The sequence below is a fragment of the Amycolatopsis sp. NPDC024027 genome (assembly GCF_040638975.1).
Taxonomy (GTDB): Bacteria; Actinomycetota; Actinomycetes; order Mycobacteriales; family Pseudonocardiaceae; genus Amycolatopsis.
The window spans coordinates 126,146-151,578 of sequence record NZ_JBEZYY010000017.1 but is presented as its reverse complement, the minus strand read 5'-3'; the positions used below and the strand labels follow the sequence as shown (position 1 = coordinate 151,578).

Sequence of the window (25,433 nt, the reverse complement as noted above, 5' to 3'; positions counted from 1 at the left end):
CCCTGGCTCGCTAAGGTCCTCGCGGAAGCAAACCGCACGCACGAGGACGCAGGTGGCGCGAGCAGGCCACCGGGGACCGGAGACACCATCATGCCACCGGAGCAGGCGCCCGCGCCGGGGCGCCACGACGCCGCCGAGCACCGGCTGGGCACCACGGAGGTCGGCTACCGCGAGGTCGGCGGGGCGGAGGCCGCCGCCGCCAACCTCGCCTGGTGGGACGCCGACGCCGACGACTACCAGGCCGAGCACGGCTCGTTCCTCGGCGACGCCGACTTCGTCTGGTGCCCGGAGGGCGTCCGGGAAGCCGAGGCGCGGCTGCTCGGCGACGTCCGGGGCAAGCGCGTGCTGGAAGTCGGCTGCGGGCAGGCCGCCTGCGCGCGCTGGCTGGCCGCGGAGGGCGCGGACGCCGTGGCGACCGACCTCTCGGCCGGCATGCTGCGCCACGCCCGCGACGGCAACGCGCGCACCGGCCTGGCCGTCCCGCTCGTGCAGGCCAACGCCGAGCACCTGCCGCTCGCGTCCGGCAGCTTCGACGCGGCCTGCTCGGCCTTCGGCGCGGTCCCGTTCGTGGCGTCGGTGGACGCGGTCTTCGCCGAGGTGCACCGGGTGCTGCGGCCGGGTGCCCCGTGGGTGTTCTCGGTGACGCACCCGATGCGGTGGATCTTCCCCGACGACCCCGGCCCGCAGGGGCTCACCGTCACCCAGCCGTACTTCGACCGCACGCCCTACGTCGAGGTCGACGACGAGGGCACCGCCACCTACGTCGAGTACCACCACACCCTCGGCGACTACGTGCGCGCGCTGGCCGGGGCCGGGTTCACCCTCACCGACCTGGTCGAGCCCGAGTGGCCGGCCGGGCACACGCGGGTGTGGGGCCAGTGGAGCCCGCTGCGCGGCAAGCTCTTCCCGGGCACCGCGATCTTCCGCACGCACCGCTCGTGACCACCCTCGAAGCCCAGCAGAACGCGCGGTTCGCCGCGCTCGACCCGCTGCTCCCGCCGATCGCGGCCCCGCCGTCGCCGTCGAGCGAGCCGCTGATGGTGACCGTGGGCGGCCGCAAGGCCGGTGGCCTGCTGACGCACGTCGTGCACGCGCCGGGGTCCTGGCCCGCGCTCTGGGGGCCGTCGGACATCCGGGACCTGACGGCGGTGCCGGGCGACAGCGGGGCGGCGGGCCTCGCCGCGCTGCTCGGCGCGTGGCGCGACCGGCTGCGCGGGACGCCGGCCGGCCCGGACTCGGCCTGCACGCTGACCTGGCCGAGCCGCGACGCCGAGGCGTCCGCGGTGCTCCTGGCGCACGGGTTCGCGCCGATGACGTGCCTGGCCGTGCGGCCCCTGGACGCGCCCGCCGATCCCGGGGCGGCGCCGGTGACCGTCCGCCGGGCCGGCGACGGCGACCTCGACGCGCTGACCGAGCTGCGGCTGGCGGAGTGGCGCTACACCTCGCTGGTCGGCACCGCGGTGCCGAGGCCGGGCGCACCGGAGCTGCTGCGCGCGGAAGCCGTCCGCGCCCTGCGCTTCAGCGGGCTGGTCTGGCTCGCGGAGGAGGACGGCGGCGTGCCGGCCGGAATGGCCTCCTGCGCGCTGGCCTGGGCCACCCCCGGCAATTCCGTCCACGGCCGGCTGCTCCCGGGCCGCTGGGGGTACGTCGACACGCTGTCGGTGGCCCCCGCGGCCCGCGGCGGCGGGGTCGGCCGGGCGCTGATGGCGGTGGCGCACCGGGAACTGCTGAGGCAGGACGTGCGCGGGACGTTCCTGTTCTACCACCCGCCGAACCCGCTTTCGCCGGTGTTCTGGCACCGGCAGGGCTATCGTCCACTGTGGACCATGTGGCTCCGGCGCCCGGCCTGGTCCTGACCGCACGATCCGAGGGGGAAGCATGGACATCGCCGAGCCGCTGCTCGCGGCGCACCGGGCGCGCTTCGCCGCCGTCGACGCGCTGCTGCCGCCGGCCGCGCCCCCGGCCGGCGGCGAGCGCCTGGACGCGGCGACGGCGGGCGGCACGCAGGTCACCGGGGTGCTGCAGCGCCACCGGTTCACCCGCGGCGACGTCCCGATGCTGTGGTCGGCCGCCGACACCTGGCAGCTCTTCCCGTACTTCGGCGACACCGGCACCGAAGGCGCGGACCTCCTGCTGCGCGCGCTGAAGGGCCGGCTCGAGGCGGAAGACACCGGCGACGACTCGGCGTGCGTGGTCGTCTGGCCCAGCCGGGACGCCGAGGCGACCCGCGCCTTCCTCGACCACGGTCTCGTGCCGCTCTCCGCGGTCGGCGTGCGCACCGCTCCCCCGCCGGAGACCGCACCGGGGATTTCGGTCCGGCGCGCCGGGCCCGGCGACTTCGACGCGGCACTCGAGCTGGCGACGGCGACGTTCGACTACACCGGGCTCGTCGCCGCGCCGCGCCGGGACAACACGGCCGAGCTGCTGGCGCCGTCCTTGCGGGACGCACTGGCCGCGGACGAGCCGGCCGTCTGGCTGGCCGAGGCGGACGGTTCGGTGTGCGCGTTCGCGCACTGCGCGTGGCTCGACGCGGTCCCGGGCACCGAAGCGGGCGAGCTCCTCCCGCCGGGACGCTGGGGGTACGTGAACAACGTCGTGACCGCCCCCGGCGAGCGCGGCGGCGGGTTCGGCCGCGCGCTGATGGCCCACGTGCACCGGGAGCTGCACCGCGGCGGCGCGACCCGCACGTACCTGTACTACAACCCGACCAACCCGCTGTCCTCGGTGTTCTGGCACCGGCAGGGTTATCGTCCACTGTGGACGACGTGGGAGGTGCGCCCGGCGGCGGCGCTCCGGTGAGCCACCCACAAGTGTGACGTGCGTCCGGTGATCTTGCCGCCGGCTCCCGCCGGGACTAGTTTTTGAACTGACCGGTCAGTTCAAAAGTTCGCGAAGCGGGAGAAACCGTGCAGGTCCGAGCCGATCGGGTGTCCCTCGAAGGGCACCACGGCACCTTGTTGCCGCCCACCTCCCTGACCTTCGGCGAGGGCGACCTGGCGATCGTGCACGGCGAACCCGGCGTCGGCGTCACGGCGTTCGGCCTCGCGCTGGCCGGCCGGCTCAAGCCGACCACCGGCACGGTGCACGCCGAGGGCGTCGACGCCCCGCTGACCGAGCTCGTCGCCGTCGTCGACGCGCCGGGCGTCAGCGAACCCGACGACGCGCTGCCCCTGCGCGTGGTCGCCGGCGAGGAACTGGCGCTGGCCCACCGCCCGGCGGGCAAGGAGGACGTCGCCCGCTGGCTCGCCGACCACGACGCCGCGCCGTTCGCCGGCACGCGCTTCGAGAACCTCACCCCGGCACTGCGCACCCGGCTGCTCACCGAGCTGGCCGCCGAGCGCAAAGGCGTGCGCGTGCTCGTGCTCGACACGCCGGACCGGCACACCAGCGACGTCGGCAGCTGGGCCGGGCTGGCGCGCGAACAGGCCGCGCGCGGCCTCGCCGTGGTCGTCCTGACCGCCACGACCCCGCTGTCCGCGCTGCCCTTCACCCCCGCGCTCGTCGGCGCGGCCGAGCAGCCGGCACCGGAGCACTGTGCTCCCCCCGCCGCCCCCGAACCCACCGAAGAGCTCACCGAGAGCACTGACGGAGTCCCCGAATGAACGCCTTCCGGATCGCGCGCAACGAGCTGCGCCGCCTCTCCACCGGCACCCTGCCGAAGCTCGCGCTGGTCGCGCTGGTGCTGGTGCCGCTGCTCTACGCGTCCTTCTACCTCTACGCGAACTACGACCCGTACGGCCGGCTCGACAAGCTGCCCGCCGCGGTCTTCACCAGCGACACCGGCAGCAAGGACTCCAGCGGCCACGAACGCAACGTGGGCCGCGAAGTGACCGACGAGCTGGTCAAGTCCGGCACCTTCCAGTGGCACGAGGTGTCCGAGCAGGAAGCCCGCGACGGCGTCCGCGACGACAAGTACTCGTTCGCCATCGGCATCCCGAGCGGCTTCTCCGCCGCGCTGCTGTCGGTCGGCAACTTCCAGCCGCAGCAGGCGACGATCACGCTGACCACCAACGACGCCAACAACTACCTGTCCGGCACGATCGCGAAGCAGGTCGCCGAGCAGGTCCGCAAGACGATCGCGGAGAAGGTCGGCAGCGAGGCCGCGGACCGGTTCCTGGTCGGCTTCTCCACGATCTACGCCAAGACCCAGGAGGCCGCCACCGGCGCGGCGCAGCTCGCCGACGGCGCCACGCAGCTCAAGACGGGGCAGCAGAAGCTGGCCGACGGCGCGGCGAAGCTCGCGGACGGCTCGTCGACGCTGGCGACCGGCCTCGGCACGCTGAAGAGCGCCACCGCGGACCTGCCTTCCCAGACGCAGAAGCTGGCCAGCGGCGCTTCGCAGGTGGCCACCGGTGACCAGAAGGTCGCCGACGCGGCTTCGATCGCCGCGACGGCGTCGTCGGACATCCAGGGCAAGCTCGACTCCTACCGCACCCAGCTGCAGACGGACCTGCGCGACGCCGGTGTGCCGGACGCCCAGGTGCAGGCGATCCTGGCCAAGGCCGACCAGCTGCGCTCCCCGGTCGACCAGGCGAACGGCAAGATCCAGCAGGCCAACGGCGACCTCGCGAAGCTGGCCGACGGCGCCCGCCAGGTGTCCGACGGCGCGGCCAAGCTCGCCGCGGCGTCCCCGCAGCTGGCGAGCGGCATCGCCCAGGCCTCCGATGGCGCGGACCAGCTGCGCGACGGGGCGTCCCAGCTCAGCGACGGCGAGAAGACCGCCGTGACCGGCACGAACCAGCTCGCCGACGGCGCGGTGAAGCTGCGTGACGGGCTCGCGGCCGGGCTCCAGCAGATCCCGAATCCGGACGACCCGACCCGCAACGCGACGGCCAACACGATCGCGGACCCGGTGGCGGTGAACGCCAACGGCGAGGCGTCGGCGGGGACCTACGGCGCCGGCCTCGCGCCGTTCTTCATCTCCCTGGCCACCTGGATCGGTGCGTTCGTGCTGTTCCTGATCCTGCGCCCGCTCTCGACGCGCGCGCTGACCGCGGGCGCGGCCCCGTTCCGGGTCGCGGTCGGCGGCTGGCTGTCCTCGGCGCTGCTGGGCATCGCGCAGGTGGTCGTCCTGTTCGGTGCGGTGACGTGGCTGGTCGGCATCCACATCGCGCACCCGCTGCCGGCGATCGGGTTCGCCGTGCTGGTGTCGCTGACGTTCACCTCGGTGGTGCACGCGCTCAACGCCTTCTTCGGCGCGGTCGGCAAGTTCCTCGGCCTGGTGCTGCTGGTGCTGCAGCTGGTGAGCGCGGGCGGCACGTTCCCGTGGCAGACGATCCCGGACGCGCTGTACCCGCTGCACGTGGTGCTGCCGATGGGGTACGCGATCGACGGCTTCCGCCACCTGTTCTACAGCGGCGCCACGACGACGCAGCTGCTCGGCGACGTCGGCGTGCTGCTGGCCTACCTGGTGGGCGGGATCCTGGTGTCCACATTGGCCGCCCGCAAGCGTCGCGTTTGGACGGTGTCCGCGCTCAAGCCCGAGCTGAGCCTGTGAGCGGCGCGACGAAGCAGAAGCTCTTCGAGGCGACGTTGGAGCTCTCGAAGAGCCGGGGCCTGGTGGGCCTGACGGTCGACGACATCGCGGCGGCGGCCGGCGTCGCGAAGGGCACGGTGTACTACAACTTCGGGTCGAAGGACGGCCTGGTCGACGCGTTGCTGCGCTACGGCGTGGACATGCTGGCCGGGCGGCTGCGCTCGGCGGTGTCCGACGGGGATCCGCTGGACGTGATCGAGGCGCAGGTCGACACGACGCTGGAGTTCATCGCGCGGTACCCCGGGTTCTCCCAGATCCTGGTGAGCGAGCTGTGGCGGACGCCGGGCCAGTGGCACGGGACGCTGTCGTTGCTGCGCGAGGAAATCATCTCGATCGTGAAGCAGCAGTTGTCGCGGCTGGAGGAGGCGGGCCGGTTGCCGGAGGGCGTCGAGATCCCGACGGCGGCGGCCGGGTTGTTCGGCACGATGCTGGTGGTCGCGCTGGACTGGCAGGTGTTCGGGCCGCAGCGGACCCGGGCCGAGGTGCGCGGCGCGGTGATGGTGCTGATCCGCGGCCTGGGCCGCCGCTAGCCGGCGGCGCGCGCCTTCGCGCGGTACCGGCCGGGGGTCTGGCCGACGAGATCGGTGAAGGCGTCGATGAAACTGGTCGGGTTCGCCCAGCCCAGCCGCGTCGCCGTGTCGGTGACCGAGGTGCCTTCGCCGAGTTCGAGCACGGCTCGCTGGATGCGCAGCAGCGTGCGCCACTGGTGGAAGCTCATCGACAGTTCGCTGCCGAACAGCCGGCTGAGCGTCCGCTCGCTCGAGCCGGTCCGGTGCCCCAGCTCGGCCAGGGTCGCCGGGCTCGCCGGGTCGGCGTGCAGCAGGTCGGTGACGGCCTTGAGGCGGGGGTCGCCCGGCTCCGGGAGGCGCAGGGGCTCCCGCGGGGCCCGGTCGAGCTCGGTGAGGACGACCTCGAGCAGCAGCCGGGCACGAGGGCTGCCGGCCGGTTCGTGGTCGCCGGTCACCGCCAGGTAGGCCTCGCGCAGCAGCGCACTGGCCGTGAACACCGCGGGCTGCGCCGGCAGTCGCCGGGCCGGCGCCGCCGGCACCTCGAGCAGCCGGACGACGGTCGCGCCGTGCGCGCGGCTGCCGTGCACGTGGAACGGGGGCACCCAGGTGATGCGGTTCGCCGGCGCCACCCAGGTGCCGGCCCGGGTCGTGGTGACCAGCGCCCCGGAGGCGGCGTACCTGAGCTGCCCGAAGTCGTGGGAATGCGGGGGAACGTCCTCGCCGTGGGCCAAGGGCGGGCAGCCGGCCACCGACTCGATCATGCCCCCACGATACGGCGGCGCGTTTCCGGAATTTCCCGGCGGGACACCGGTGGTACGCCGTCGCCGCGACGATCATCGTCGAAGGCATGCGAGTCATCACCCAGCACACGTACGGCGGTCCCGAGGTCCTCACCATCGTGGACGCGCCCGAGCCCCGGCCCCTGCCGACCGAAGTCCTCGTCCGCGTCAAGGCGATCGGGCTGAATCCTCTGGAACCGCGTCTGCGCGCCGGCGAGTTCCCGCTGCTCGGCCCGCCGCCGTTCGTCCTCGGCTGGGACATCAGCGGTGTGGTCGAGGAGGCGCAGACATGGCGGTTCCGGCCCGGCGACGAGGTGTTCGGAATGCCGCTGTTCCCGCGGGCGGCCGGCGGGTACGCCGAGTTCGTGGCCGCACCGGCACTGCACGTGGCCCGCAAACCCGCGGCGCTCTCCCACGTCGAGGCGGCGGCGTTGCCGATCGTCGGGCTGACGGCGTGGCAGGGTCTCGTCGACCTCGGCGGCGTGACCGAGGGCGACCGGGTGCTGATCCACGGCGGTGGCGGCGGGGTCGGCCACGTCGCGATCCAGCTCGCCAAAGCGCTCGGCGCGCACGTGATCACCACCGCCGGCGGGAGCAAGCGGGCCTTCGTCGAGGGGCTCGGCGCCGACGAGGTCGTCGACTACACGGAGGCGGACTTCACGGAGGTGGTCGGCGACGTCGACCTGGTGCTCGACACCCTCGGCGGCGACACCGCGTGGCGCTCGCTCGACGTGCTCCGCCCGGGAGGTCACCTCGTGACGGCGGTCGCGGAGGAGGACACGGAGCTCATCGCGAAGTTCGAGGCGGCCGGTCGGCGCTTCAGCGGTGTGGGGGTCGACCCCGATCCGGTGGCGCTGCGAGGCCTCGTGGACCTGGTCGACGAGGGCAAGCTGCGGGTCCACGTGGCGGAGACGTTCCCGTTCGAGCGCATCGCCGACGCACACCGGCTGATCGAGCGCGGCCACCTTCAGGGCAAGGTGGTCCTCACGGTCTGATCCTTCAGCCGCGGTCCTCGATGCGGGCCCGGACCGCCGCCGCGTAGGTGTCGACCGCGGTGGCCGCTGCCGTCAGCTCACAGGGGCCGTCGATCAGGAGCCTTTTCGCCGGGGTGTACGCCTGCTCGATCTCCGGGTCGCCGACCAGCCCGTGCTCGCGGGCCAGCTCCAGGTCACCCGCCAGGCGGGTGCGCAGCTCCTCGCGGCGGGCGACCAGCCCGTCGAGGACCGCGCGCTGGCGGCGGCCGTCCTCCACGGCCGGGGCCACCGCGTGCTCGTGGCTGTCGATGTGGCGCTCGACCCACTCCGCGTCGCCGTCCACCTCGGCCGACCGCAGCTGCTTCAGCGCGCCCTTCAGCCGCTGCGCGCGTGCCGGAAGCATTGCGACGCCCGTGAAGCGGGTCGCCACGCGCAGCTGGTAAGCCTCGATCTCCGCCAGCTCCGCCACCGCCTGGGTGAGCACCTCCAGGCGGCCGGCGAGGTCGTCCGGGGCCGGGCGGGCCTGGCCGGTGCTCGCCCGCACCGCCGCGACCCCGGGCGAGGACTGCTCCCGGAAGCCGAGCAGCAGGCGCAGACCCAGCTCGGCCGCGCGGCCGGCGAGCGGGGCGAGCACCTCGCCGACGAGCCGGTCGGGCTCCGCCGAGTCGTCGATCCCGTCGACGACCAGCGTCCGGCCCGCGACGCCGGTGGTGAGCCGGTCGGCGATGCGGTGGCGGACGGCGTCCGCGGTGCGGCCGGTCGCGTCTACCGCGAGGTCCACGCTGCCGGGTGGCGGCGTCTCGCCGAGCGCCGGCGGCAGGCCGGGCACGCCGAGGGAACGTTCCCGGTCGGCGAGCACGATCCCGAACCGCAACGCCGCGGCGACGGGCGAGCCGGCCTCGCCGGTGTCGACGACCCAGACCGTGCCCGGCTCGGCCTTGGCGAACCAGTCGGCGACGCGCTGCACGAAGGAGACGTCGACGGCCTCGCCGACCGGGCGCGAGAAGCTCGCGTCGACGGCCGGGCTGCCGGAAGCCCAGATGCTCAGCTGGGGCAGGTGCCCGAGCATGGTTTCGACCGGCACCATCCAGGTGCCGGTGTCCTTGCCGACGACCATGCCGACGACGTGGCCGGTCGCCTCGTCGATCACCGCCGTGCCCCCGAAACCGGGGCCGAGCGGTTCGGCTTCGGCGGTGCGGAAGAGGCGGACCCACTCGCCGCCGGTCTGCTCCGGGCCGCCGACCCGGGCGAGGGTCCAGCGGCCGACCGAGCCCGGCGGGAACCCGAACGCGCGGACGAGCTGGTGCTCGCCGAGGGGCATGCGGTGCAGCGGGGCGCGGAACACGCGGGATTCGGGGCGTTCCAGGCGCAGCAGGGCGAGATCGCCGTGGCCGCCGCCGTCGGAGGGCACCCAGCAGCCTTCGACGACGGTCGCCGTGGCGGGCATCGCCTCGGCCAAGCCGACGAAGTCGACGCTCAACGCGGATCGCGGGCCGCCGGCGGTCTCGACGACGTGCGCGCTCGTGAGCACGTGGTACTCGTCCAGTACCGTGCCCGCACCGCACACCCGGCCGAGTTCGTCGTGCAACCGGACCCGCCAGCGTCGTCGCTCACGCTCGAACCCCATTCGGCGGACCCTACGCCGTGATCGCCACGCGTTGGCGCCGACCTCCCTACCCAGCGGTAATCGCTCACCCGAACGGAGTCCTCCGTTCGGCACAACGCGCGTTCAGAAGCGGCCGAACACCCGGCTGCCGGGTGCGGCCGGGTCGTCGCCGGCCCAGAACTCGAACCAGTGCCCGGTGAACTCTTCGCGGGACAGGCCGCCGTCGCCGTCGGAGTCGAGGAGGGCGAAGACGTCGCCGGACGGCGTGCCGACGCCGTTCCAGGCCGCGATGAGGCGCTCGTACTCGGCGGCGGAGATGACGCCGTCGCCGTTTTCGTCGACGGCCTCGAACATCGCCTCGGCCGTCCCGGTGACGGCGCCCGGCATCGCCGGGAGTCCGTCGACGACCTGGAGCACCTGGTCGAGGCTGACCCGACCGCCGCCGCCCGCGGCGTCGTCGAGGGTCGCCCACCAGCCCATCATGACGGCGGCGAGCTTCTGCCCGGCCGGCGTGCTCACATCGGTGCCGCGCAGGTCGAGCCACCTCGCGGTGAGCGCCCGGAAGTCGGCCTCGGTCAGGAAGCCGTCGCCGTCGGTGTCCATGGCGCCGAAGACGCCGGAGATCTTGCGCCGCTGGAAGTCACTGGCCATGGCGCCCAGCATCGCCGCGGCGGGGCACGCCCGACGACGTCCGCCCGAGTACTTCCGCGCCACGACCCGGTGATCCGGGCCGTGACGCTACGTAGAGACCCGATCAGTGCGCGGCTTCGTTCCAGGACCGGCCGTAGCCGACCGAAACCTCGAGCGGTACCGCCAACGCGTACGCCGAGCCCATGCCCTCGCGCACCAGCTTCTCCAGCTGTTCCTTCTCGCCGTCGGCGACTTCCAGGACCAGTTCGTCGTGGACCTGCAGCAGGATCCGGCTCTTCAGCTTCGCCTCGACCAGCGCGCGGTGGACGTTGAGCATCGCGACCTTGATGATGTCGGCCGCGCTGCCCTGGATCGGGGCGTTCAGCGCCATCCGCTCGGCCATCTCGCGGCGCTGGCGGTTGTCGCTGTTGAGGTCCGGCAGGTAGCGGCGGCGGCCGAAGACCGTCTCGGTGTACCCGTTCTTCGCCGCGACGCCGACGACCGAGTGGAGGTAGTCCCGCACCCCGCCGAAGCGGTCGAAGTACGCCTCCATCTGGGCCTTGGCGTCCTCGGTGGAAATCCGCAGCTGCTGCGAAAGCCCGTACGCGGACAACCCGTACGCGAGCCCGTACGACATCGCCTTGACGCGGTAGCGCAGCTCCGGCGTGATCTCCTCCGGCGGCATCGAGAACGCCCGCGACGCGACGAACGTGTGCAGGTCCTCGCCGCTGTTGAACGCCTCGATGAGGCCCTCGTCCTGCGACAGGTGCGCCATGATCCGCATTTCGATCTGGCTGTAGTCCGCCGTCATCAGCTCGGTGAAGCCCTCGCCGACGACGAAGGCGTCGCGGATGCGGCGGCCTTCTTCGGTGCGGACCGGGATGTTCTGCAGGTTCGGCTCGGTCGAGGACAGCCGCCCGGTGGCCGCGATCGTCTGCAGCAGCGTCGTGTGGATGCGCCCGTCGTCGGCGACCGACTTGATCAGGCCCTCGACGGTCGTGCGCAGCTTCGTCGCGTCCCGGTGCTCCAGCATGTGCTGCAGGAACGGGTGCTCGGTCTTCTCGAACAGGCCCTGCAGCGCCTCGGCGTCGGTGGTGTAGCCGGTCTTGGTGCGCTTGGTCTTCGGCATGCCGAGCTCGTCGAACAGCACGACCTGCAGCTGCTTCGGCGAACCGAGGTTGATCTGCTTGCCGATCACCGCGTATGCCTCTTCGGCGGCCTGGGTGACGCGCGAAAGGTAGTGCGCTTCGAGCGTGGTCAGCTGCTCGAGGTCGACGGCGACGCCGGCGATCTCCAGCTCGGTGATCACTTCCAGCAGCGGCAGCTCCAGCTCCGTGAGCAGCTTCGCGCCGCCGATCTGCTCGAGCTCCTTGTCGAGCGCGCCGGCCAGCTCGAAGATCGCGCGGGCCTTGACCAGCTCGTCCTGGATCTCCTTCTGCTCCAGGCCTTCCACGCCGCCGTCGAGCAGCGACAGCTGCCCGTCGCCGCCGTCGGTCTCCGAGCGCAGCTCGCGGTGCAGGTAGCGCAGCGCGAGGTCGTCGAGCTCGAAGGTGCGCTGCCCGGGCCGCACGAGGTAGGCGGCCAGCGCGGTGTCCGTGGCGAGCCCGGCGACGGTCCAGCCGCGGACGCGGATCGCGTGCAGCGGAACCTTGAGGTCGTGGCCGATCTTGCGGATGGCCGGGTCGGCCAGCCAGGCGGCGAACGCCGCGTCGTCGGCCTGGTCCATCGCCGTGACGTCGACGTACGCGCCTTCGCCGTCGGCCGTCGCGAAGGCGACCGCACGGAGATCGGACCGGACCGACGTGCCCACCGCGCGGAAGGACAGGGCCACCGGCTCGCCGGCGCCCGCGTGCGCGGTCAGCCATGCGCCCAGCGCACCGGGCTCGAGCGCGGAACCCGAGACCTCGAAGCCTTCGTCGGCCTCCGGTTCGGCACTTTGCAGCGTCGCGAACAGCCTGTCGCGCAGGACGCGGAACTCCAGCTCGTCGAACAGCGCGTGCACCGCCTCGCGATCCCACGGGCGCAGCTCCAGCCCGGACGGCGCGATCTCCAGCTCGACGTCCCGGATCAGCTCGGTCAGCTGGCGGTTGAGCTGGACCGAGGACAGGTGCGCCCGCAGCGCGTCCCCGACCTTGCCCTTGACCTCGTCGACCCGGTCGATCAGGTCGTCGAGCGAGCCGAACTGCTTGATCCACTTGGCCGCGGTCTTCTCGCCGACGCCCGGGATGCTCGGCAGGTTGTCGGAGGGGTCGCCGCGCAGCGCGGCGAAGTCCGGGTACTGCCGCGGGGTGAGCCCGTACTTCTCCTCGACGGCGTCCGGGGTGAACCGGGTCATCTCCGAGACGCCGCGCTTGGGGTACAGCACGGTGACGTGCTCGTTGACCAGCTGCAGCGCGTCGCGGTCGCCGGTACAGATGAGGACGTCGAAGCCGTCGGCCGCCGCCTGCGTCGTGAGCGTGGCGATGATGTCGTCGGCCTCGAAGTTCTCCTTCACCAGCGACGGGATGCCGAGCACCTCGAGGACCTCCTTGACCAGGTCCACCTGGCCGCGGAACTCGTCCGGCGTCGCGCTGCGGTTCGCCTTGTAGTCGGCGTAGGTCTCCGAGCGGAACGTCTTGCGCGAGAGGTCGAACGCCACCGCGAGGTGGGTCGGCGCTTCGTCGCGCAGGAGGTTGATGAGCATCGAGGTGAAGCCGAACACCGCGTTCGTGACCTGACCGGTCTTCGTCTTGAAGTTCTCCGCGGGCAGGGCGAAGAACGCGCGGTAGGCCATGGAATGACCGTCGATCAGCAGCAGCTTCGGCCGCTCGGCGGTGGCGGTGGTTCCTGTGGCGTTGGCAACGGTCGTCTTCTCACTCGGGCTCACGCGGCCGAGTCTAGGCTGAGGGTCCGACACTCTTACGTGTCGCATAGGAAGAGGAGCACTGCGTGACCGAACGCGCCGCAGACGTCGCGGTCGAGAACTACGCCGGGATCGATCCGGCCGCCGCGGGCCAGCAGCTGAACGACAAGGTCGGCATGAAGCTCCTGGAAGCCACCGCCGAACGCGTGGTCGGCACCATCCCGGTCGAAGGCAACCTCCAGCCGTACGGGCTCCTGCACGGTGGCGCCAACGCCGTGCTCGCCGAGGCGCTGGGTTCGACGGTCGCCGCGCTGAACGCGGGACCGGACCGCGCGGCGATGGGGCTGGAGCTGTCCTGCACGCACCACCGGGCCGTCCGGTCGGGCACCGTCACCGGCGTGGCGACGCCGCTGCACGTCGGCCGCGGCACGATCACCGCGGAGATCGTGCTGACCGACGACGAAGGCCGCCGCACCTGCACCGCGCGGCTCACCTGCGTGGTCCGGGACCGCCCGCCGGGCGCCTGAACCCCGTGGACCTCGATGTCGCCCAGGTGCGGGCGTTCGTGGTGACGGCGGAGCAGCGGCACTTCGGGCGGGCCGCCCAGTCGTTGTTCCTCACCCAGCAGGCGTTGTCGAAGCGGATCCGGAAGCTCGAAGACGCGCTCGGCACGCCGGTGTTCCTGCGCACGCCCCGCTCGGTCGAGCTGACCGCCGACGGCGAGCGGTTCCTCCCGCACGCGCGCGAGCTGGTGCGGGTGGCCGACGCCGCCGTGGCCGCGATGGGCGCCGAGGACCGGCCGTTGCGCCTCGACCTCGTCGACCACCGGCTCTCCCCCATGTTCCTGCTCCGCCGGCTGGCCGCGCACGAACCGGGGCTGCGCATCGACCGGGTCGCCGGCCGCGGGTTCGCGAACGCGATCGACCCGCTGCTGTCCGGGGAACTCGACGCCGCCTTCGGCCGCGTGTCCGGCTGCGGGCGGGAGCTGCCGGACGAGCTGGAACACCGGCCGGTCCGGCTCGAGCCGCTGGTCGGGCTGCTCGCGCCGGAGCACCCGCTGGCCGTGCTGGACGTGCTGCGCCTCGACGAGCTGCGCGCCGACGGGATCTGGCTGCCCGGGCTCGGCGGCCCCGCCGAGTGGCTGTCCTACCTGCGGGAGCTGTGCGACGAGTTCGCCGTGCCGATCGACGACTCCGGCGTCAGCTACGACCTGCGGCACACGCTCGAGCAGACGCGGTACGGCAAGCGGCGCGTCACCCTGGCCGGGGCCGACATGGAACTGGCGCCGGACCTCGATCTCAAGGTGCTGCCGTTCGAGCCGTCCCCGTTGTTCCCGTGGTCGCTGGTCTGGCGGCGCGGCAAGGCGCACCCGGCGCTGCGGCGGCTGCTGGCCGTCGCCGGGCGCACCAGCCGCGAAGAGGACTGGTGCGCCTACGACCCCGGGCACGCCTGGCTGCCCGCCGGCGACGTCAGCCTCGCAGCCGCCGCGCGAACCAGTCGCTGAACGCCGCGTCGACGCGGGCCGCGGCCGGCGTCCCCGGCGGGAACTCGTGCGCCATCCCGTCGACCGTCACCAGCTCGGTTCCCAGCTTGGCGTGCAGCGCCGCCGCGGGTTCGCGCACGGCGATGTCGTCGTCCGCGCCGGTGACCAGCAGCAGCGGCGCGGTCAGCTCGGCGGCCCGGTCCACGTAGTCGTAGCGGGCCGTGACCGCACGGGACCGCTCGGTCCACGGGTAGGTCACCCCGAAGCGCCGCTCGTTGGCGGTGATCATCGGGGCGAGCTGGACGACCGGGCTCGCCACCGCCGCGGCGGTGATCTCGACGTCGCCGCGGGCCAGCACCTCCAGCGCCACGATCGCTCCCGCCGAGCCGCCGAACACCCCGAGCGGCCCGGTCGCGCCCGGCAGCCGGTCACGCAGGTCGGCCAGCGCGGCGGGGAACTCGCCCGCCGCCTGCTCGGTCACCGGCTCGAAGACGTTCAGGACGGCGTCCTCGCTCGCCCGCCGGAAGACCTCCTCGTGGCCGCCCTCGGGCAGCCGCGCCCCGGAGAGCGGGAGCCCGAAGTACACCCGCCACGCCCGCAGGTCCGCCATCGGGACGGCTTCCGCCATCGCCCGTTCACTGGCCGGCACGTCCATCAGGTGCCAGCCCGCCACCAGTGCCACCGGGCCGTCCGGGTCCGCCGGCGGTACCGCCACGAACGGCACCCCCGCGGCAACGCCCTCGACCATCTCGCCCATCTCGTCTCTCCTTGTCTTCGGCCGCATGTCTTCGGCTGCTTCCAGCGAACCGCCGGGGAGAGGTGCGGGTCCAACAGCCGTTCCGGCGGCCACGACAACCGATGGTTGTGGCGGCCAGGTCAGGCGGGGTGCCCTTTCGGGCAGACCTGCACGAGGGGGTGGTCCGTTCGACCCACCGAACCGGACGTAAGGTGCATCCCTACGGCGGTGCCCGGACCCCCGCGACCTCGTCAGGGTGAACAGCGGGCCACCGGGAAACCGGCCACGGTCCGGTCGCCGAAATGGGCGATGACATACCGATGAAACATGGCTGTCACCCATTCGCAGAACGACCGCCGATACTTAGCAGCGCTGCGTGACCAGCAGCGGGCCACGAGGAAACATCGTTCGGCTTTTCGTGCAATTCGTGTCGGTTGCGATCGTCACGATGTGGACACAGAGTAGTGAGGCCGCCTGTGCACAAGACGGGCGAGAGGGATATCTTCCTGCCCTAACCTAGCCCCTGTGTCGGGGGCAACGCCTACCGGCGGCTGGTTGGTCATGGGAGGTAGTCGGTGTCAGGAGTGCGTTTTGGACGGGTTCTCGCCCTCGCAGCGGCGACGTCGCTCGCGCTGGCGGGCTGCGCCGGTGGCGGCTCGTCGAGCAGTGGTGACGGCAGCACGCTGAAGATCGGGTTCATGGGCGACCTGACCGGGGAGAACTCCGGGATCGTGATCCCGCCCCGCAATGGCGCCCAGCTCGCGATCGACGAGTACAACGCCACGAATCCGAAGACCAAGATCGAGCTGAAGCCCTACGACAGCCAGGGCAAGCCCGACCAGGCGACCTCGCTGATCACCACGGCGATCGGCTCGGACAAGATCACCGCGCTGATCGGCCCGGCCTTCTCCGGTGAGTCGAAGGCCATCGGCGGCCAGCTCGAGCAGAACAAGATCCCGAGCGTTTCGCCCTCGGCGACCAACCCGGGCCTCGCGAAGAACAACTGGGCCTACTGGCACCGCGTCGTGGCGAACGACGACGACCAGGGCCCCAAGATCGCCGAATTCCTGATCACGGCGAAGTCGCCGAAGACGGCGTTCGTCATCTCGGACGACCAGGAGTACAGCGTCGGCCTCGCGGACGCGTTCGAGAAGACCTTCAAGGACAAGGGCGTCGCGGTCCAGCGCGACAAGTTCCCGAAGGACGCGCCGGACTACTCCTCGACCGTGCAGAAGGTCAAGGCGGCGAACCCGGACGTCATCACCTTCGGTGGCTACTACGCGCAGGGCGGCCCGCTGCTCAAGCAGCTCCGTGACGGCGGCGTGAAGGCCGTCTTCGCCACCGGTGACGGTTCGCTCGACCCGCAGCTGGTCTCGGGCGCGGGTGCCGCGGCCGCCGAGGGCGCGGTCATCGGCTGCCCGTGCAACATCCCGGACGAGAGCACCCCGAGCGACTTCGCCACCAAGTACAAGGCGAAGTTCAACGTCGCCCCGGCGATCTACGCGACCGAGGGCTACGACGCCGCGACCGCTCTCATCAACGCGGTCAAGGCGGGCAACACCACCGGCGAGAAGATCAACGAGTTCCTGAAGACCGCGGACTTCAAGGGCGTCTCGAAGCAGATCAAGTTCAAGGCCAACGGTGAGCCGGAGACGAACGCGATCTACGTCTACCAGGTGGTGAAGGGCGCGATCAAGAACCTCGGCGCGTCGACCGAAGCCAAGATCACCGGCTGACGAAACAGGAATAGCACTTGACGACGGGAGCGGGGGCGCTGTGGTGACCACAGCACCCCCGCTCCCGGTCCATATCCCTGTCCTCGCCCTGTCTCGTAAGGCGCTCACGTCATGTTGCAGACACTGCAAGACCAGTTCCTCGGCAGCACCATCGGCGGACTGGTTCTCGGCTCCATCTACGCCCTCGTCGCCCTCGGCTACACAATGGTCTACGGCGTCCTGCGGCTGATCAACTTCGCCCACTCCGAAATCTTCATGATCGGGACGATGACGTCCCTGTTCATCCTGGCCAGCATCGCCACCTCCGGCAACATCGTGGTGGGCCTGGGCGCGATGATCCTGCTCCTGCTCGCGCTCATGCTCGCCTCCGCAGCCGTGTCCGGCGGTTCCGCGGTCGTGCTGGAGCAGGTCGCCTACCGGCCGCTGCGCAAGCGCGGTTCGTCGAAGCTCGCGGCCCTGATCTCCGCGATCGGCGCGTCGATCTTCCTGCAGGAGCTCTTCGCGCTGGTCATCATCCCCAACGTCTTCGACAAGTCGGGACGCGTCCCGCAGAACGCGCCGCGGTTCGTCGACCGCGACACGCTGTTCCCGGTCGGCAACGCCGTCGTCCGCACCGACCAGGTCCTGGTCGTCATCGGCGCGGTGATCGTCATGGTGGTGCTGGACCAGCTGGTGCGGCGCACCCGCATCGGCCGCGGCATCCGGGCGACCGCCCAGGACCCCGAGGCCGCCGTGCTGATGGGCGTCTCGATCGACCGCATCGTGCGCATCACCTTCCTTCTGGGCGGCGCGATGGCCGGTGTGGCCTCCGCGCTCTACCTGATGGAACTCGAAAACACCGGTTACCGCGTCGGTTTCGTGCTCGGTATCAAGGCGTTCACCGCGGCCGTGCTCGGCGGTATCGGCAACCTGCGCGGCGCGCTCCTCGGCGGCATCGTGCTCGGCCTGGTCGAAAACTGGAGCGCGATCTTCCTCGGATCCGAGTGGAAGGACGTCACCGCCTTCGTGGTCCTCGTGCTCGTGCTCATGTTCCGCCCCACCGGCATTCTCGGTGAATCCCTCCAGCGAGCTCGCGCATGAAAGGCGACGGTGTGACTACCCAGGAAAACACTCGCCGCTCGTTCCAGCCGGTGAACGGCGCGCGGGACTGGTGGCAGCACGCGCCGATGTGGCAGCGCTACCTCGTCTACATCGCGTGCATCGTGTTCGCGCTGATCCTCCCGGCTCCCTGGATCGGCTCGTTCATGTCGCCGGCCTCGGACTGGACGAGCGTCCTGATCTTCCCGATCGGCACCTACATCCTGCTGGCGATCGGCCTGAACATCGTGGTCGGCCTGGCCGGCATGCTGGACCTCGGCTTCGTGGCGTTCTTCGCGATCGGCGCGTACACCGTGGCGATCTTCGGCACCAAGTTCGGCTGGAACGTCTGGCCCACGATCCTGGTCGGGATCGTGCTCGCGGCGGTGTCGGGCGTCATCCTCGGCGCCCCGACCCTGCGGCTGCGCGGTGACTACCTGGCGATCGTCACCCTCGGGTTCGGGGAGATCGTCCGGATCACGGCGAACAACACGAACGGCATCGGCGGTGCCCGCGGGATCACCAACATCCCGCACCCGTCGCCGATCTTCGGCATGGAGTTCATGCTCGACCCGGCGCCGTACTACTACCTGATCCTGGTCGCGATCGTGCTGGTCATCGTGTTCTCGGTGCGGCTGCAGAAGAGCCGGGTCGGGCGCGCGTGGGCCGCGATCCGCGAGGACGAGGACGCCGCCGAGCTGATGGGCGTGCCGACGTTCAAGTTCAAGCTGCTCGCCTTCGCGATCGGCGCGATGATCGGTGGCTTCGCGGGCGGCATCTACGCCAGCAAGGCCGTGTTCATCGCTCCGGACAACTTCCCGTTCATCCTGTCCGCGACGATCCTCGCCGCGGTCGTGCTGGGCGGGGCGGGCAACCTGCCGGGTGTCATCCTCGGCGCCTTCCTGGTGGCCTGGATCCCCGAGCGCCTCCGGTCCGTCGAGTGGCTGAGGCACCTCCTCGGCGACAAGGACCCCGCGGAGTACCGCATCCTGCTGTTCGGCGCGGTCCTGGTGCTGATGATGGCGCTGCGGCCCGAAGGCATCCTGCCCTCACGACAACGAAAAGCCGAGCTACGGGAAGGCACCGGCGGCATGGGTTCGCTCGGTGGCGAAGTGGCCGGACCGGGCACCGAAGCCCCGGCGGAGGTGGCCAAGTGACTCCCTTGCTCGAGTTCGACAACATCACGATGCGCTTCGGTGGTGTCACCGCCCTGCGCGAAGTGAACGTCTCCATCAACGAAGGCGAGATCTTCGCGCTGATCGGCCCGAACGGCGCCGGCAAGACCACGGTGTTCAACGTGGTCACCGGCGTCTACCAGCCGACTGAGGGCCAAGTGCGCTTCGACGGCGACCGCATCGACGGGATGAAGCGCTTCCAGGTCACCAAGCGCGGCATCGCCCGGACGTTCCAGAACATCCGGCTGTTCCACAACATGTCGGCGATCGAGAACGTCATGGTCGGCGCGGACGCGCACCACAAGACCGGCGCGATCGGCGCGGTGCTCGGCCTGCCGTGGCACCGCAAGGAGGAGAAGCGCGGCCGCGAGCGGGCGCGTGAGCTGCTCGACTTCGTCGGCATCGGCAAGGTGGAGCACGAGACCGCGAAGAACCTCTCCTACGGCGACCAGCGCCGGCTGGAGATCGCGCGGGCGCTGGCCACCGACCCGAAGCTCCTGCTGCTCGACGAGCCCGCGGCGGGCATGAACCCGGCGGAGAAGAACGCCCTGCAGGCGCTGATCCGCAAGATCCGGGACGACGGCCGGACCGTGCTGCTCATCGAACACGACATGGGCCTGGTCATGCACATCAGCGACCGGCTGGCGGTGCTGGACTTCGGGCAGAAGATCGCGGAAGGGCTCCCTCAGGAAGTGCAGACCAACCAGAAGGTCATCGAGGCGTACCTGGGGGTGTCCGAAGATGCTTCTTGAGGTCCAGGACATCAACGTCCACTACGGCAAGATCGCGGCTCTCAAGGGCATGAGCATCCAGGTCGACGAGGGCGAGATCGTGTCCCTGATCGGCGCCAACGGCGCCGGCAAGACCACGACGCTCAAGACGATCTCCGGGCTCCGGCCGCTGACCAGCGGCAAGATCCTGTTCAACGGCCAGGACATCTCGAAGACCCCGGGGCACAAGCGCGTGCTGCTCGGGATCGGCCAGTCGCCGGAGGGCCGGGGCGTGTTCCCCGGCATGACGGTGCAGGAGAACCTCCTGATGGGTGCCTACACCCGCAAGGACGACCTCCAGGCCGACCTCGACGAGGTCTACGAGCTGTTCCCCCGCCTCAACGAGCGCCGGACGCAGTTCGGCGGCACGATGTCGGGCGGCGAGCAGCAGATGATCGCCATCGGCCGGGCGCTGATGACGAAGCCGAAGGTGCTCCTGCTCGACGAGCCGTCGATGGGCCTGGCGCCGATGCTGATCGCGCAGATCTTCGACATCATCCGCGAGATCAACAAGCGCGGGACGACGGTGCTGCTGGTGGAGCAGAACGCCCAGCAGGCGCTGAAGCTGTCGGACCGCGCGTACGTGCTCGAGACGGGCCGCGTGGTCAAGAGCGCCCGCGGAGCCGACCTGCTGGACGACCCGCAGGTCCGGGCCGCCTACCTCGGTGGCGACCTGGGCGTCTGAGTTCGCTTTTCGGGGGCCCGGCACACTGGTGCCGGGCCCCTTTTTTCACAGCTTGATGTCGGTGCCGGTGACGTTCTTCATGTCGGTGATGCTCGGGCCGCCGAAGGCCCGGAGCGTGGCCGGCTTCCGGTCCTTGGGGATGTCCCAGTAGAGGTCGAATTCGACGCGCACGCCGTGCCCGAGGTCGAACTGGGCGGGCTGGCGCTTGACGATCATGGCCTGCTCTTCGGGCGGGTGCGCGTCGCCCCGGTCGTCGACGAGCAGCTGGCGCTTGGCGTCGAACAGGACGCTGGAGGTGCCGGTGTTGGTGACGACGAGCCGCAACCGCACGAACTGGCCCTTCGCGGGGAACTCGGTGTGGCTCCCGGTGATGCTGGGCAGCCCGGCGGCCAGGCCGATGAGGGTGAACTCGGTGTCACCGTTCTTGGCGGCCGGCAGCTTGAGGGCGGTCTCGTCGGGCCGGACCTGGCGCGGCGGCAGCTCGTAGGTCGTCTGTGCGGGCGCGCTGGGCCGTTCGGCCTGGCAGCCTGCTGCGCTGATGAGGACGACGACGGCCAGCAGGCGGAGTTTCACCAGGGTGATTCTGCCTGCCGGCCGTCGGTCCGGCTAGCTTCCGATGCTCTCGACGACGGCCTCGGCCACGGCCTTCATGGTGGTACGGCGGTCCATGGCGGTGCGCTGGATCCACCGGAAGGCATCGGGCTCGGTGAGCCCCTGCCGGCTCATGAGCAGGCCCTTGGCGCGGTCGATGACCTTCCGCGTCTCGAGCCGGTCGGTGAGCCCGGCGACCTCGGCCTCGAGGGCCTGCAGCTCGGAGAACCGGCTGACGGCGAGCTCGATGGCGGGCACGAGGTCCCGCTTGGCGAAGGGCTTGACGAGGTAGGCCATGGTCCCGGCATCCCGCGCGCGTTCGACGAGGTCCCGCTGGCTGAAGGCGGTGAGGATGACCACGGGGGCAATCCGGTCCCCGGTGATCTTCGCCGCGGCTTCGATGCCGTCCAGCTTGGGCATCTTGACGTCGAGGATCACGAGATCGGGCTTCAGATCGGTGGCCAGCGAGATGGCCTGCTCGCCATCCCCCGCCTCCCCGACGACCTCATAGCCCTCTTCCCGCAGCATTTCGACGAGATCGAGCCGGATGAGAGCCTCGTCCTCCGCGACGAGCACCCGACGCTGCGGCACGGTGGCGGCACCGTTGGCCTCGGTAGCCTGATCGGTCACCGGGGTCCTCCTGAAGACTCGGCTGGGCGTGGCATCTCGCGGCGTTCCGCGAACCTGAAGCCTACCGGGAACGATCCAGAAGCAGAGATGGCGTTCACCACGTAGTGGCGGGCATGACACCGGTGTCGCTTCGGGTCGGCTCGCGTTCGCTTCGCGCCGGACCCGGGGGTGGGTGGAGTCCGGTGATCCCGTAGAGTCACGACGTCGCGCCCCCGTAGCCCAACTGGCAGAGGCAACGGATTCAAAACCCGTCCAGTGTGAGTTCGAATCTCACCGGGGGCACCCGCAGCAATCACACCAGGCTTGACCTGCGGCTTGGCCACCCGGACGACTTCCGCGTCCGCTGCGGCGGTGGCCACCTCCTCGATCCTGGCGCCGGGCAGTGTGATGTCGATCATGGCGTGGTCCGTTTCGTGGTCGATGCCGATCCGGAGTTTGGTTGGCCGGTGACCGCTGGTCGTCTTACCTGCTCCGTGGTCGGGTGGTCTGCCGTTGTGGTCGGCGGATGCTAGGCCCGTTTCGTCGTACATCCACTTCGGAATCAACGGCTCGTGCGCCGGCTCGACCGACCACACCCACATCTCCGGTGGGATGACGACTCCGATGCCGCCCCGGCTGCGCCTGGCACGGCGGTTGTAGACCTGGTAGCCGCGACCGCAGACTTCGACCACGCTCCCCTGGCACGCCGACCACCGGGCGGTTCCGGCGGCGGATGTGCTTCCAGGTCAGCGTTCAACCACTCGGCGATCGTGTCGAAGCCGAGCTGCTCGTGACAGCGCCACTGGGCCATCAACGTGACCGTCGCGGCCCGTTGCCCGTCCGGCTCCAGGCTGGTCTTTGCGATGCCCTTCTGCTCCAGCATGTTGAGCACTTCGTACTCGGCGCCGCCTCGGTCAGCAGGTCGCCGATCCCACCATCGCGCGCGATCGGGATGTCGTAGCGCCGCGGATCAATGCGAGAGGCAGACCGAACGGGGAGACCGCCAGGTCGGACATACCAGCGTGAACATTCGACCGAGGCACGCGAGCACCGGGCCCGGAATAGCCGGCCACGTCCCGGTTCAAGTTCGCCGAGCCGTCGATCACCCTTTCGGGAATTGCTGCGTCGGCGTTTCGGCCGCGGGCCGGTGCGCCACCCAGTCGGGTGCCGATCGGTTCCAGGGCGTTTCAAGGACGCGCCGGGTTCCTTGCCACCGGACAGGCTTGCCACTGCTTACTGTGCATCACTGTGCTCGCATCACCGGTCACTCGACATCGTGAACCAAGGCGATTCCGCGAGGAGTTCGCGCACTCAATCAAGAACAATATGCCGCCATCCGACTGAACTCCCGGATCGCACCGCGACCTGCACGAGTGGCATTCCGATCGAGCCGGGGTTTCCCTGGAATCGGCTGTTAGTTTCGCTGATGACGACGGGACTTCCCTCATGGAGGAAAGATGAAGCGGTTCACGGCAGTCCTTTCGAGCACGGTGGCGGTCGCTGCGCTGCTGGTGTCGGCCAGCCCCGTGGCCGTCGCCGCAACGGGCGAAGTCGTGGTCTTCACCACCGAAGTCGTCCCGCTGGACGTCCACGAAAACCCTCATGGCTGCTACCCGCTCCCCGAGGGAGCGCACGTGCTCGCCAACCGCACCGACCGGCCGGTGCAGGTTTACGGGACACCCGAATGCTTCGGCGTGCCGATCCTCACCGTGAAAGCGAACTGGGGATCGCACGTCCCCCCGGCCGCGGCGAGCTTCCGCGTCTGATCGGCAACCGTGCGCACACATTCCGACCGGGCTGAAAGGATGCACGTGTCCGTCGATCTCGTCGTCGTCGGGGTCGGGTACGTCGGCTTGCCGCTCGCGGCCGCCGCCGCCACCGCCGGCTTGTCGGTGGTGGGCTACGACACGTCTCCGGCGGTGCGGGAGCAGGTGGGACAGGGCCGCCCGCACGTGCCCGACGTCAGCGGCGCGCAGTTGCGGGCGTTGCGCGCGGACGGGTTCGAGGTGACCGGCGATCCGGCCGTGATCGCGCGGGCGGAGACGGTGGTGATCTGCGTGCCCACCGGCCTCGGGCCGGACGGCGGCCCGGACCTGGCCGCGGTGCGAGACGCGGCGGCCGCCGTGTCCGGCCACCTGCGTCCGGGCACCCTGGTGGTCCTGGAGTCCACCAGCTTCCCCGGCACCACCGACGAGGTGGTGCGGCCCATCCTGGAGCGCCACGGTCTCGTGGCGGGGGAAGACTTCTCGCTCGCCTACTCGCCGGAACGAGTCGATCCCGGCAACCGGCGGTACGGCATCCGCAACACCCCCAAGGTCGTCGGCGGGCACACGCCGCTGTGCGCCAAGCAGTGCGTCGCGTTCTACAGCCGCTTCGTGGACACCGTGGTCGTGGCACGGGGCACGCGTGAGGCCGAGATGGCGAAGCTGCTCGAGAACACTTACCGGTACGTGAACATCGCCCTGGTCAACGAGATCACGGTGTTCTGCGACGAGCTCGGCCTGGACGTCTGGGACGTGCTGCACTGCGCGGGCACCAAGCCGTTCGGGTTCGCCTCGTTCACGCCCGGCCCCGGAGTGGGTGGGCACTGCATCCCGGTGGACCCGCGTTACCTCCTGGACAAGGCGCGCCGCGCCGGGAGCCGATTGGGCGTCGTCGAGGCGGCGCGCGAGGTGGACTCCGCCATGCCGTCCTATCTGGTGGAGCGGACGACCCGGTTGCTCACGGACGCCGGCCTCGGACTCGCCGGCTCCACCGTGCTGCTCCTCGGCGTGGCCTACAAGGCCGGGGTACCGGACACGCGCGAGTCGGCGACGCTGCGGGTCGCGGCCGAACTGACCGCGCTCGGCGCGCACGTCCGCTACCACGACCCGGTGACCGGCCCCGTGCCCGAACTCGGACCACCGGTGTCCGACCTGGACTCCGCCCTGCGCGACGCGGACGTGACCGTCCTGCTCGTCGGGCACGGCGGGTACGACCTGAGCCGCCTGGCCAGGAACGCCCGGCTCCTCCTCGACGTCACGGGTCGCGTGCCTGGGGAGGAGGTCCACCGCCTGTAGCACCCCGCGACCGGGGGTGGAGCCCCGGGCGCCGTCATCACACCGTTCGCACGCTGAAGGAGTACGCAGAAATGACCACTGCTGTCAAGAACAAGCGCCTGGAACTCCGCTTCGAGAAGTGGGACCGCAACGGCAACGGCCGCATCGAGCGGTCCGACCTGGAGGCGGAAGCCCGCCGGATCCTCGAGGCGTTCGGCGAGTCGCCGTCCACCCCGCAGGGCCGCGCCCTGGTGGAGTCGTTCACCAGCACCTTCGAGTACCTCGCCGAGCGGGCCGGGGTCGGCCGCGACGGCGCGCTGGACCGCCGGCAGTTCACCGAAGTCATCGAGGCGGAGGTGTTCAAGGGGGGTGACGCCGGGTTCGGGCGCGTGGTGCGGCCGATGATCCAGGCGATCCTCAACGTGTGCGACACCGACGGCGACGGCGAGGTCAGCCCGGACGAGTTCGCCAAATGGCTGGGGGCGGCCGGGGTGAGCCGGGCGAAGGCCCAGGAGTCGTTCCGTCTCATCGACACCAACGGCAACGGCTCGCTGACCGTGGACGAACTGGTCGCGGCGGTGAAGGCCTACCACTTCGGCACGCTGGACGTGCCGCTGCTCGGCTGACGGTGCACGTACGACAACGGGCCCCGGAGCA

The 25,433-nt window shown here is 71.0% G+C and carries 24 protein-coding genes and 1 tRNA gene; 18 read left to right on the top strand and 7 right to left on the bottom strand.

The features are described 5' to 3' along the window. The first annotated feature begins 90 nt into the window (after positions 1-90). The 6 genes from AB0F52_RS34595 (at position 91) to AB0F52_RS34570 (ending at position 6,066) form a co-directional block, all read left to right on the top strand. A complete protein-coding gene (locus AB0F52_RS34595) occupies positions 91-942 on the top strand; it encodes a class I SAM-dependent methyltransferase (RefSeq protein ID WP_360180153.1) in 852 nt (283 codons plus the stop codon). Further along, positions 939-1,856: a GNAT family N-acetyltransferase gene (locus AB0F52_RS34590; RefSeq protein WP_360180151.1), complete on the top strand. Its 918-nt coding sequence runs from the start codon at positions 939-941 to the stop codon at positions 1,854-1,856. The genes AB0F52_RS34595 and AB0F52_RS34590 overlap by 4 nt, the downstream gene beginning before the upstream one ends. 22 nt (positions 1,857-1,878) lie before the next feature. Beyond that, positions 1,879-2,799, top strand: a complete 921-nt coding sequence (locus tag AB0F52_RS34585; protein ID WP_360180149.1) for a GNAT family N-acetyltransferase — start codon at positions 1,879-1,881, stop codon at positions 2,797-2,799. A gap of 107 nt (positions 2,800-2,906) precedes the next feature. Continuing rightward, a complete protein-coding gene (locus tag AB0F52_RS34580) occupies positions 2,907-3,602 on the top strand; it encodes an ABC transporter ATP-binding protein (RefSeq protein WP_360180147.1) in 696 nt (231 codons plus the stop codon). Next, positions 3,599-5,497, top strand: coding sequence for a YhgE/Pip domain-containing protein (locus AB0F52_RS34575; RefSeq protein WP_360180145.1), 1,899 nt, complete (start codon positions 3,599-3,601; stop codon positions 5,495-5,497). The genes AB0F52_RS34580 and AB0F52_RS34575 overlap by 4 nt, the downstream gene beginning before the upstream one ends. After that, positions 5,494-6,066, top strand: coding sequence for a TetR/AcrR family transcriptional regulator (locus AB0F52_RS34570; protein ID WP_360180143.1), 573 nt, complete (start codon positions 5,494-5,496; stop codon positions 6,064-6,066). The genes AB0F52_RS34575 and AB0F52_RS34570 overlap by 4 nt, the downstream gene beginning before the upstream one ends. Here the strand turns inward: AB0F52_RS34570 and AB0F52_RS34565 are convergent. Beyond that, a complete protein-coding gene (locus AB0F52_RS34565) occupies positions 6,063-6,806 on the bottom strand; it encodes a helix-turn-helix transcriptional regulator (RefSeq protein WP_360180141.1) in 744 nt (247 codons plus the stop codon). The two genes, AB0F52_RS34570 and AB0F52_RS34565, sit on opposite strands and share 4 nt — an antisense overlap. 86 nt (positions 6,807-6,892) lie before the next feature. Between AB0F52_RS34565 and AB0F52_RS34560 the strand changes: the two genes are divergently transcribed. After that, positions 6,893-7,819 (top strand): NADP-dependent oxidoreductase, encoded by a 927-nt coding sequence (locus AB0F52_RS34560; protein WP_360180139.1) that lies wholly within the window; start codon positions 6,893-6,895, stop codon positions 7,817-7,819. A gap of 4 nt (positions 7,820-7,823) precedes the next feature. Here AB0F52_RS34560 and AB0F52_RS34555 read toward each other — a convergent pair whose 3' ends face one another. From AB0F52_RS34555 to polA, 3 genes are all read right to left on the bottom strand, one after another. After that, a complete protein-coding gene (locus AB0F52_RS34555; RefSeq protein WP_360180137.1) occupies positions 7,824-9,425 on the bottom strand; it encodes a serine protease in 1,602 nt (533 codons plus the stop codon). A 102-nt stretch (positions 9,426-9,527) separates the two neighbouring features. Further along, entirely contained in the window at positions 9,528-10,067 is a 540-nt protein-coding gene (locus tag AB0F52_RS34550) for a calcium sensor EFh (RefSeq protein WP_360180319.1), read from the bottom strand. Positions 10,068-10,158: 91 nt separating this feature from the next. Next, positions 10,159-12,900 (bottom strand): DNA polymerase I, encoded by a 2,742-nt coding sequence (gene polA, locus AB0F52_RS34545; protein WP_360180135.1) that lies wholly within the window; start codon positions 12,898-12,900, stop codon positions 10,159-10,161. A gap of 62 nt (positions 12,901-12,962) precedes the next feature. Between polA and AB0F52_RS34540 the strand changes: the two genes are divergently transcribed. Continuing rightward, entirely contained in the window at positions 12,963-13,403 is a 441-nt protein-coding gene (locus AB0F52_RS34540) for a hotdog fold thioesterase (protein WP_360180133.1), read from the top strand. 5 nt (positions 13,404-13,408) lie between these two features. After that, positions 13,409-14,380, top strand: coding sequence for a LysR family transcriptional regulator (locus AB0F52_RS34535; protein WP_360180131.1), 972 nt, complete (start codon positions 13,409-13,411; stop codon positions 14,378-14,380). Here the strand turns inward: AB0F52_RS34535 and AB0F52_RS34530 are convergent. Next, complete coding sequence (locus AB0F52_RS34530) at positions 14,346-15,116, bottom strand: prolyl oligopeptidase family serine peptidase (RefSeq protein ID WP_360180129.1); 771 nt, start codon at positions 15,114-15,116, stop codon at positions 14,346-14,348. The genes AB0F52_RS34535 and AB0F52_RS34530 overlap by 35 nt on opposite strands. A gap of 563 nt (positions 15,117-15,679) precedes the next feature. Between AB0F52_RS34530 and AB0F52_RS34525 the strand changes: the two genes are divergently transcribed. The 5 genes from AB0F52_RS34525 to AB0F52_RS34505 all read left to right on the top strand — a co-directional run bounded on the left by AB0F52_RS34525 (position 15,680) and on the right by AB0F52_RS34505 (position 20,538). Then, the gene (locus AB0F52_RS34525) at positions 15,680-16,831 is read left to right on the top strand and encodes a branched-chain amino acid ABC transporter substrate-binding protein (protein WP_360180127.1); all 1,152 of its coding nucleotides are present in this window, start codon (positions 15,680-15,682) and stop codon (positions 16,829-16,831) included. A gap of 111 nt (positions 16,832-16,942) precedes the next feature. Next, the gene (locus tag AB0F52_RS34520; RefSeq protein WP_360180124.1) at positions 16,943-17,911 is read left to right on the top strand and encodes a branched-chain amino acid ABC transporter permease; all 969 of its coding nucleotides are present in this window, start codon (positions 16,943-16,945) and stop codon (positions 17,909-17,911) included. Continuing rightward, positions 17,908-19,065, top strand: coding sequence for a branched-chain amino acid ABC transporter permease (locus AB0F52_RS34515; RefSeq protein WP_360180122.1), 1,158 nt, complete (start codon positions 17,908-17,910; stop codon positions 19,063-19,065). Before AB0F52_RS34520 ends, AB0F52_RS34515 begins: the two co-directional genes overlap by 4 nt. Continuing rightward, positions 19,062-19,835, top strand: coding sequence for an ABC transporter ATP-binding protein (locus AB0F52_RS34510; protein ID WP_013227934.1), 774 nt, complete (start codon positions 19,062-19,064; stop codon positions 19,833-19,835). The genes AB0F52_RS34515 and AB0F52_RS34510 overlap by 4 nt, the downstream gene beginning before the upstream one ends. Further along, entirely contained in the window at positions 19,825-20,538 is a 714-nt protein-coding gene (locus AB0F52_RS34505) for an ABC transporter ATP-binding protein (RefSeq protein WP_360180120.1), read from the top strand. The genes AB0F52_RS34510 and AB0F52_RS34505 overlap by 11 nt, the downstream gene beginning before the upstream one ends. Positions 20,539-20,583: 45 nt before the next feature. Here AB0F52_RS34505 and AB0F52_RS34500 read toward each other — a convergent pair whose 3' ends face one another. Both AB0F52_RS34500 and AB0F52_RS34495 read right to left on the bottom strand, forming a co-directional pair. Next, positions 20,584-21,111 (bottom strand): DUF4352 domain-containing protein, encoded by a 528-nt coding sequence (locus AB0F52_RS34500; RefSeq protein ID WP_360180118.1) that lies wholly within the window; start codon positions 21,109-21,111, stop codon positions 20,584-20,586. Between the two features lie 33 nt (positions 21,112-21,144). Then, the gene (locus AB0F52_RS34495) at positions 21,145-21,759 is read right to left on the bottom strand and encodes a response regulator (RefSeq protein ID WP_013227937.1); all 615 of its coding nucleotides are present in this window, start codon (positions 21,757-21,759) and stop codon (positions 21,145-21,147) included. A 208-nt stretch (positions 21,760-21,967) separates the two neighbouring features. Between AB0F52_RS34495 and AB0F52_RS34490 the strand changes: the two genes are divergently transcribed. The 4 genes from AB0F52_RS34490 (at position 21,968) to AB0F52_RS34475 (ending at position 25,402) form a co-directional block, all read left to right on the top strand. After that, positions 21,968-22,041 (top strand) — tRNA-Leu (locus AB0F52_RS34490). A 1,154-nt stretch (positions 22,042-23,195) separates the two neighbouring features. Further along, on the top strand, positions 23,196-23,504 hold the full coding sequence (locus AB0F52_RS34485) for a hypothetical protein (protein ID WP_360180116.1): 309 nt from the start codon (positions 23,196-23,198) through the stop codon (positions 23,502-23,504). Positions 23,505-23,549: 45 nt separating this feature from the next. Beyond that, the gene (locus AB0F52_RS34480) at positions 23,550-24,797 is read left to right on the top strand and encodes a nucleotide sugar dehydrogenase (protein WP_360180114.1); all 1,248 of its coding nucleotides are present in this window, start codon (positions 23,550-23,552) and stop codon (positions 24,795-24,797) included. Between the two features lie 71 nt (positions 24,798-24,868). Beyond that, on the top strand, positions 24,869-25,402 hold the full coding sequence (locus AB0F52_RS34475) for an EF-hand domain-containing protein (RefSeq protein WP_360180112.1): 534 nt from the start codon (positions 24,869-24,871) through the stop codon (positions 25,400-25,402). Positions 25,403-25,433: the final 31 nt, after the last annotated feature.

Coding starts and splice junctions, on each gene's coding strand:
- AB0F52_RS34565 (WP_360180141.1), bottom strand. CDS start 6,806: ATGATCGAGTCGGTGGCCGGCTGCCCGCCCTTGGCCCACGGCGAGGAC.
- AB0F52_RS34515 (WP_360180122.1), top strand. CDS start 17,908: ATGAAAGGCGACGGTGTGACTACCCAGGAAAACACTCGCCGCTCGTTC.
- AB0F52_RS34475 (WP_360180112.1), top strand. CDS start 24,869: ATGACCACTGCTGTCAAGAACAAGCGCCTGGAACTCCGCTTCGAGAAG.
- AB0F52_RS34485 (WP_360180116.1), top strand. CDS start 23,196: ATGAAGCGGTTCACGGCAGTCCTTTCGAGCACGGTGGCGGTCGCTGCG.
- AB0F52_RS34560 (WP_360180139.1), top strand. CDS start 6,893: ATGCGAGTCATCACCCAGCACACGTACGGCGGTCCCGAGGTCCTCACC.
- AB0F52_RS34520 (WP_360180124.1), top strand. CDS start 16,943: ATGTTGCAGACACTGCAAGACCAGTTCCTCGGCAGCACCATCGGCGGA.
- AB0F52_RS34575 (WP_360180145.1), top strand. CDS start 3,599: ATGAACGCCTTCCGGATCGCGCGCAACGAGCTGCGCCGCCTCTCCACC.
- AB0F52_RS34585 (WP_360180149.1), top strand. CDS start 1,879: ATGGACATCGCCGAGCCGCTGCTCGCGGCGCACCGGGCGCGCTTCGCC.
- AB0F52_RS34595 (WP_360180153.1), top strand. CDS start 91: ATGCCACCGGAGCAGGCGCCCGCGCCGGGGCGCCACGACGCCGCCGAG.
- AB0F52_RS34530 (WP_360180129.1), bottom strand. CDS start 15,116: ATGGGCGAGATGGTCGAGGGCGTTGCCGCGGGGGTGCCGTTCGTGGCG.
- AB0F52_RS34505 (WP_360180120.1), top strand. CDS start 19,825: ATGCTTCTTGAGGTCCAGGACATCAACGTCCACTACGGCAAGATCGCG.
- AB0F52_RS34555 (WP_360180137.1), bottom strand. CDS start 9,425: ATGGGGTTCGAGCGTGAGCGACGACGCTGGCGGGTCCGGTTGCACGAC.
- AB0F52_RS34550 (WP_360180319.1), bottom strand. CDS start 10,067: ATGCTGGGCGCCATGGCCAGTGACTTCCAGCGGCGCAAGATCTCCGGC.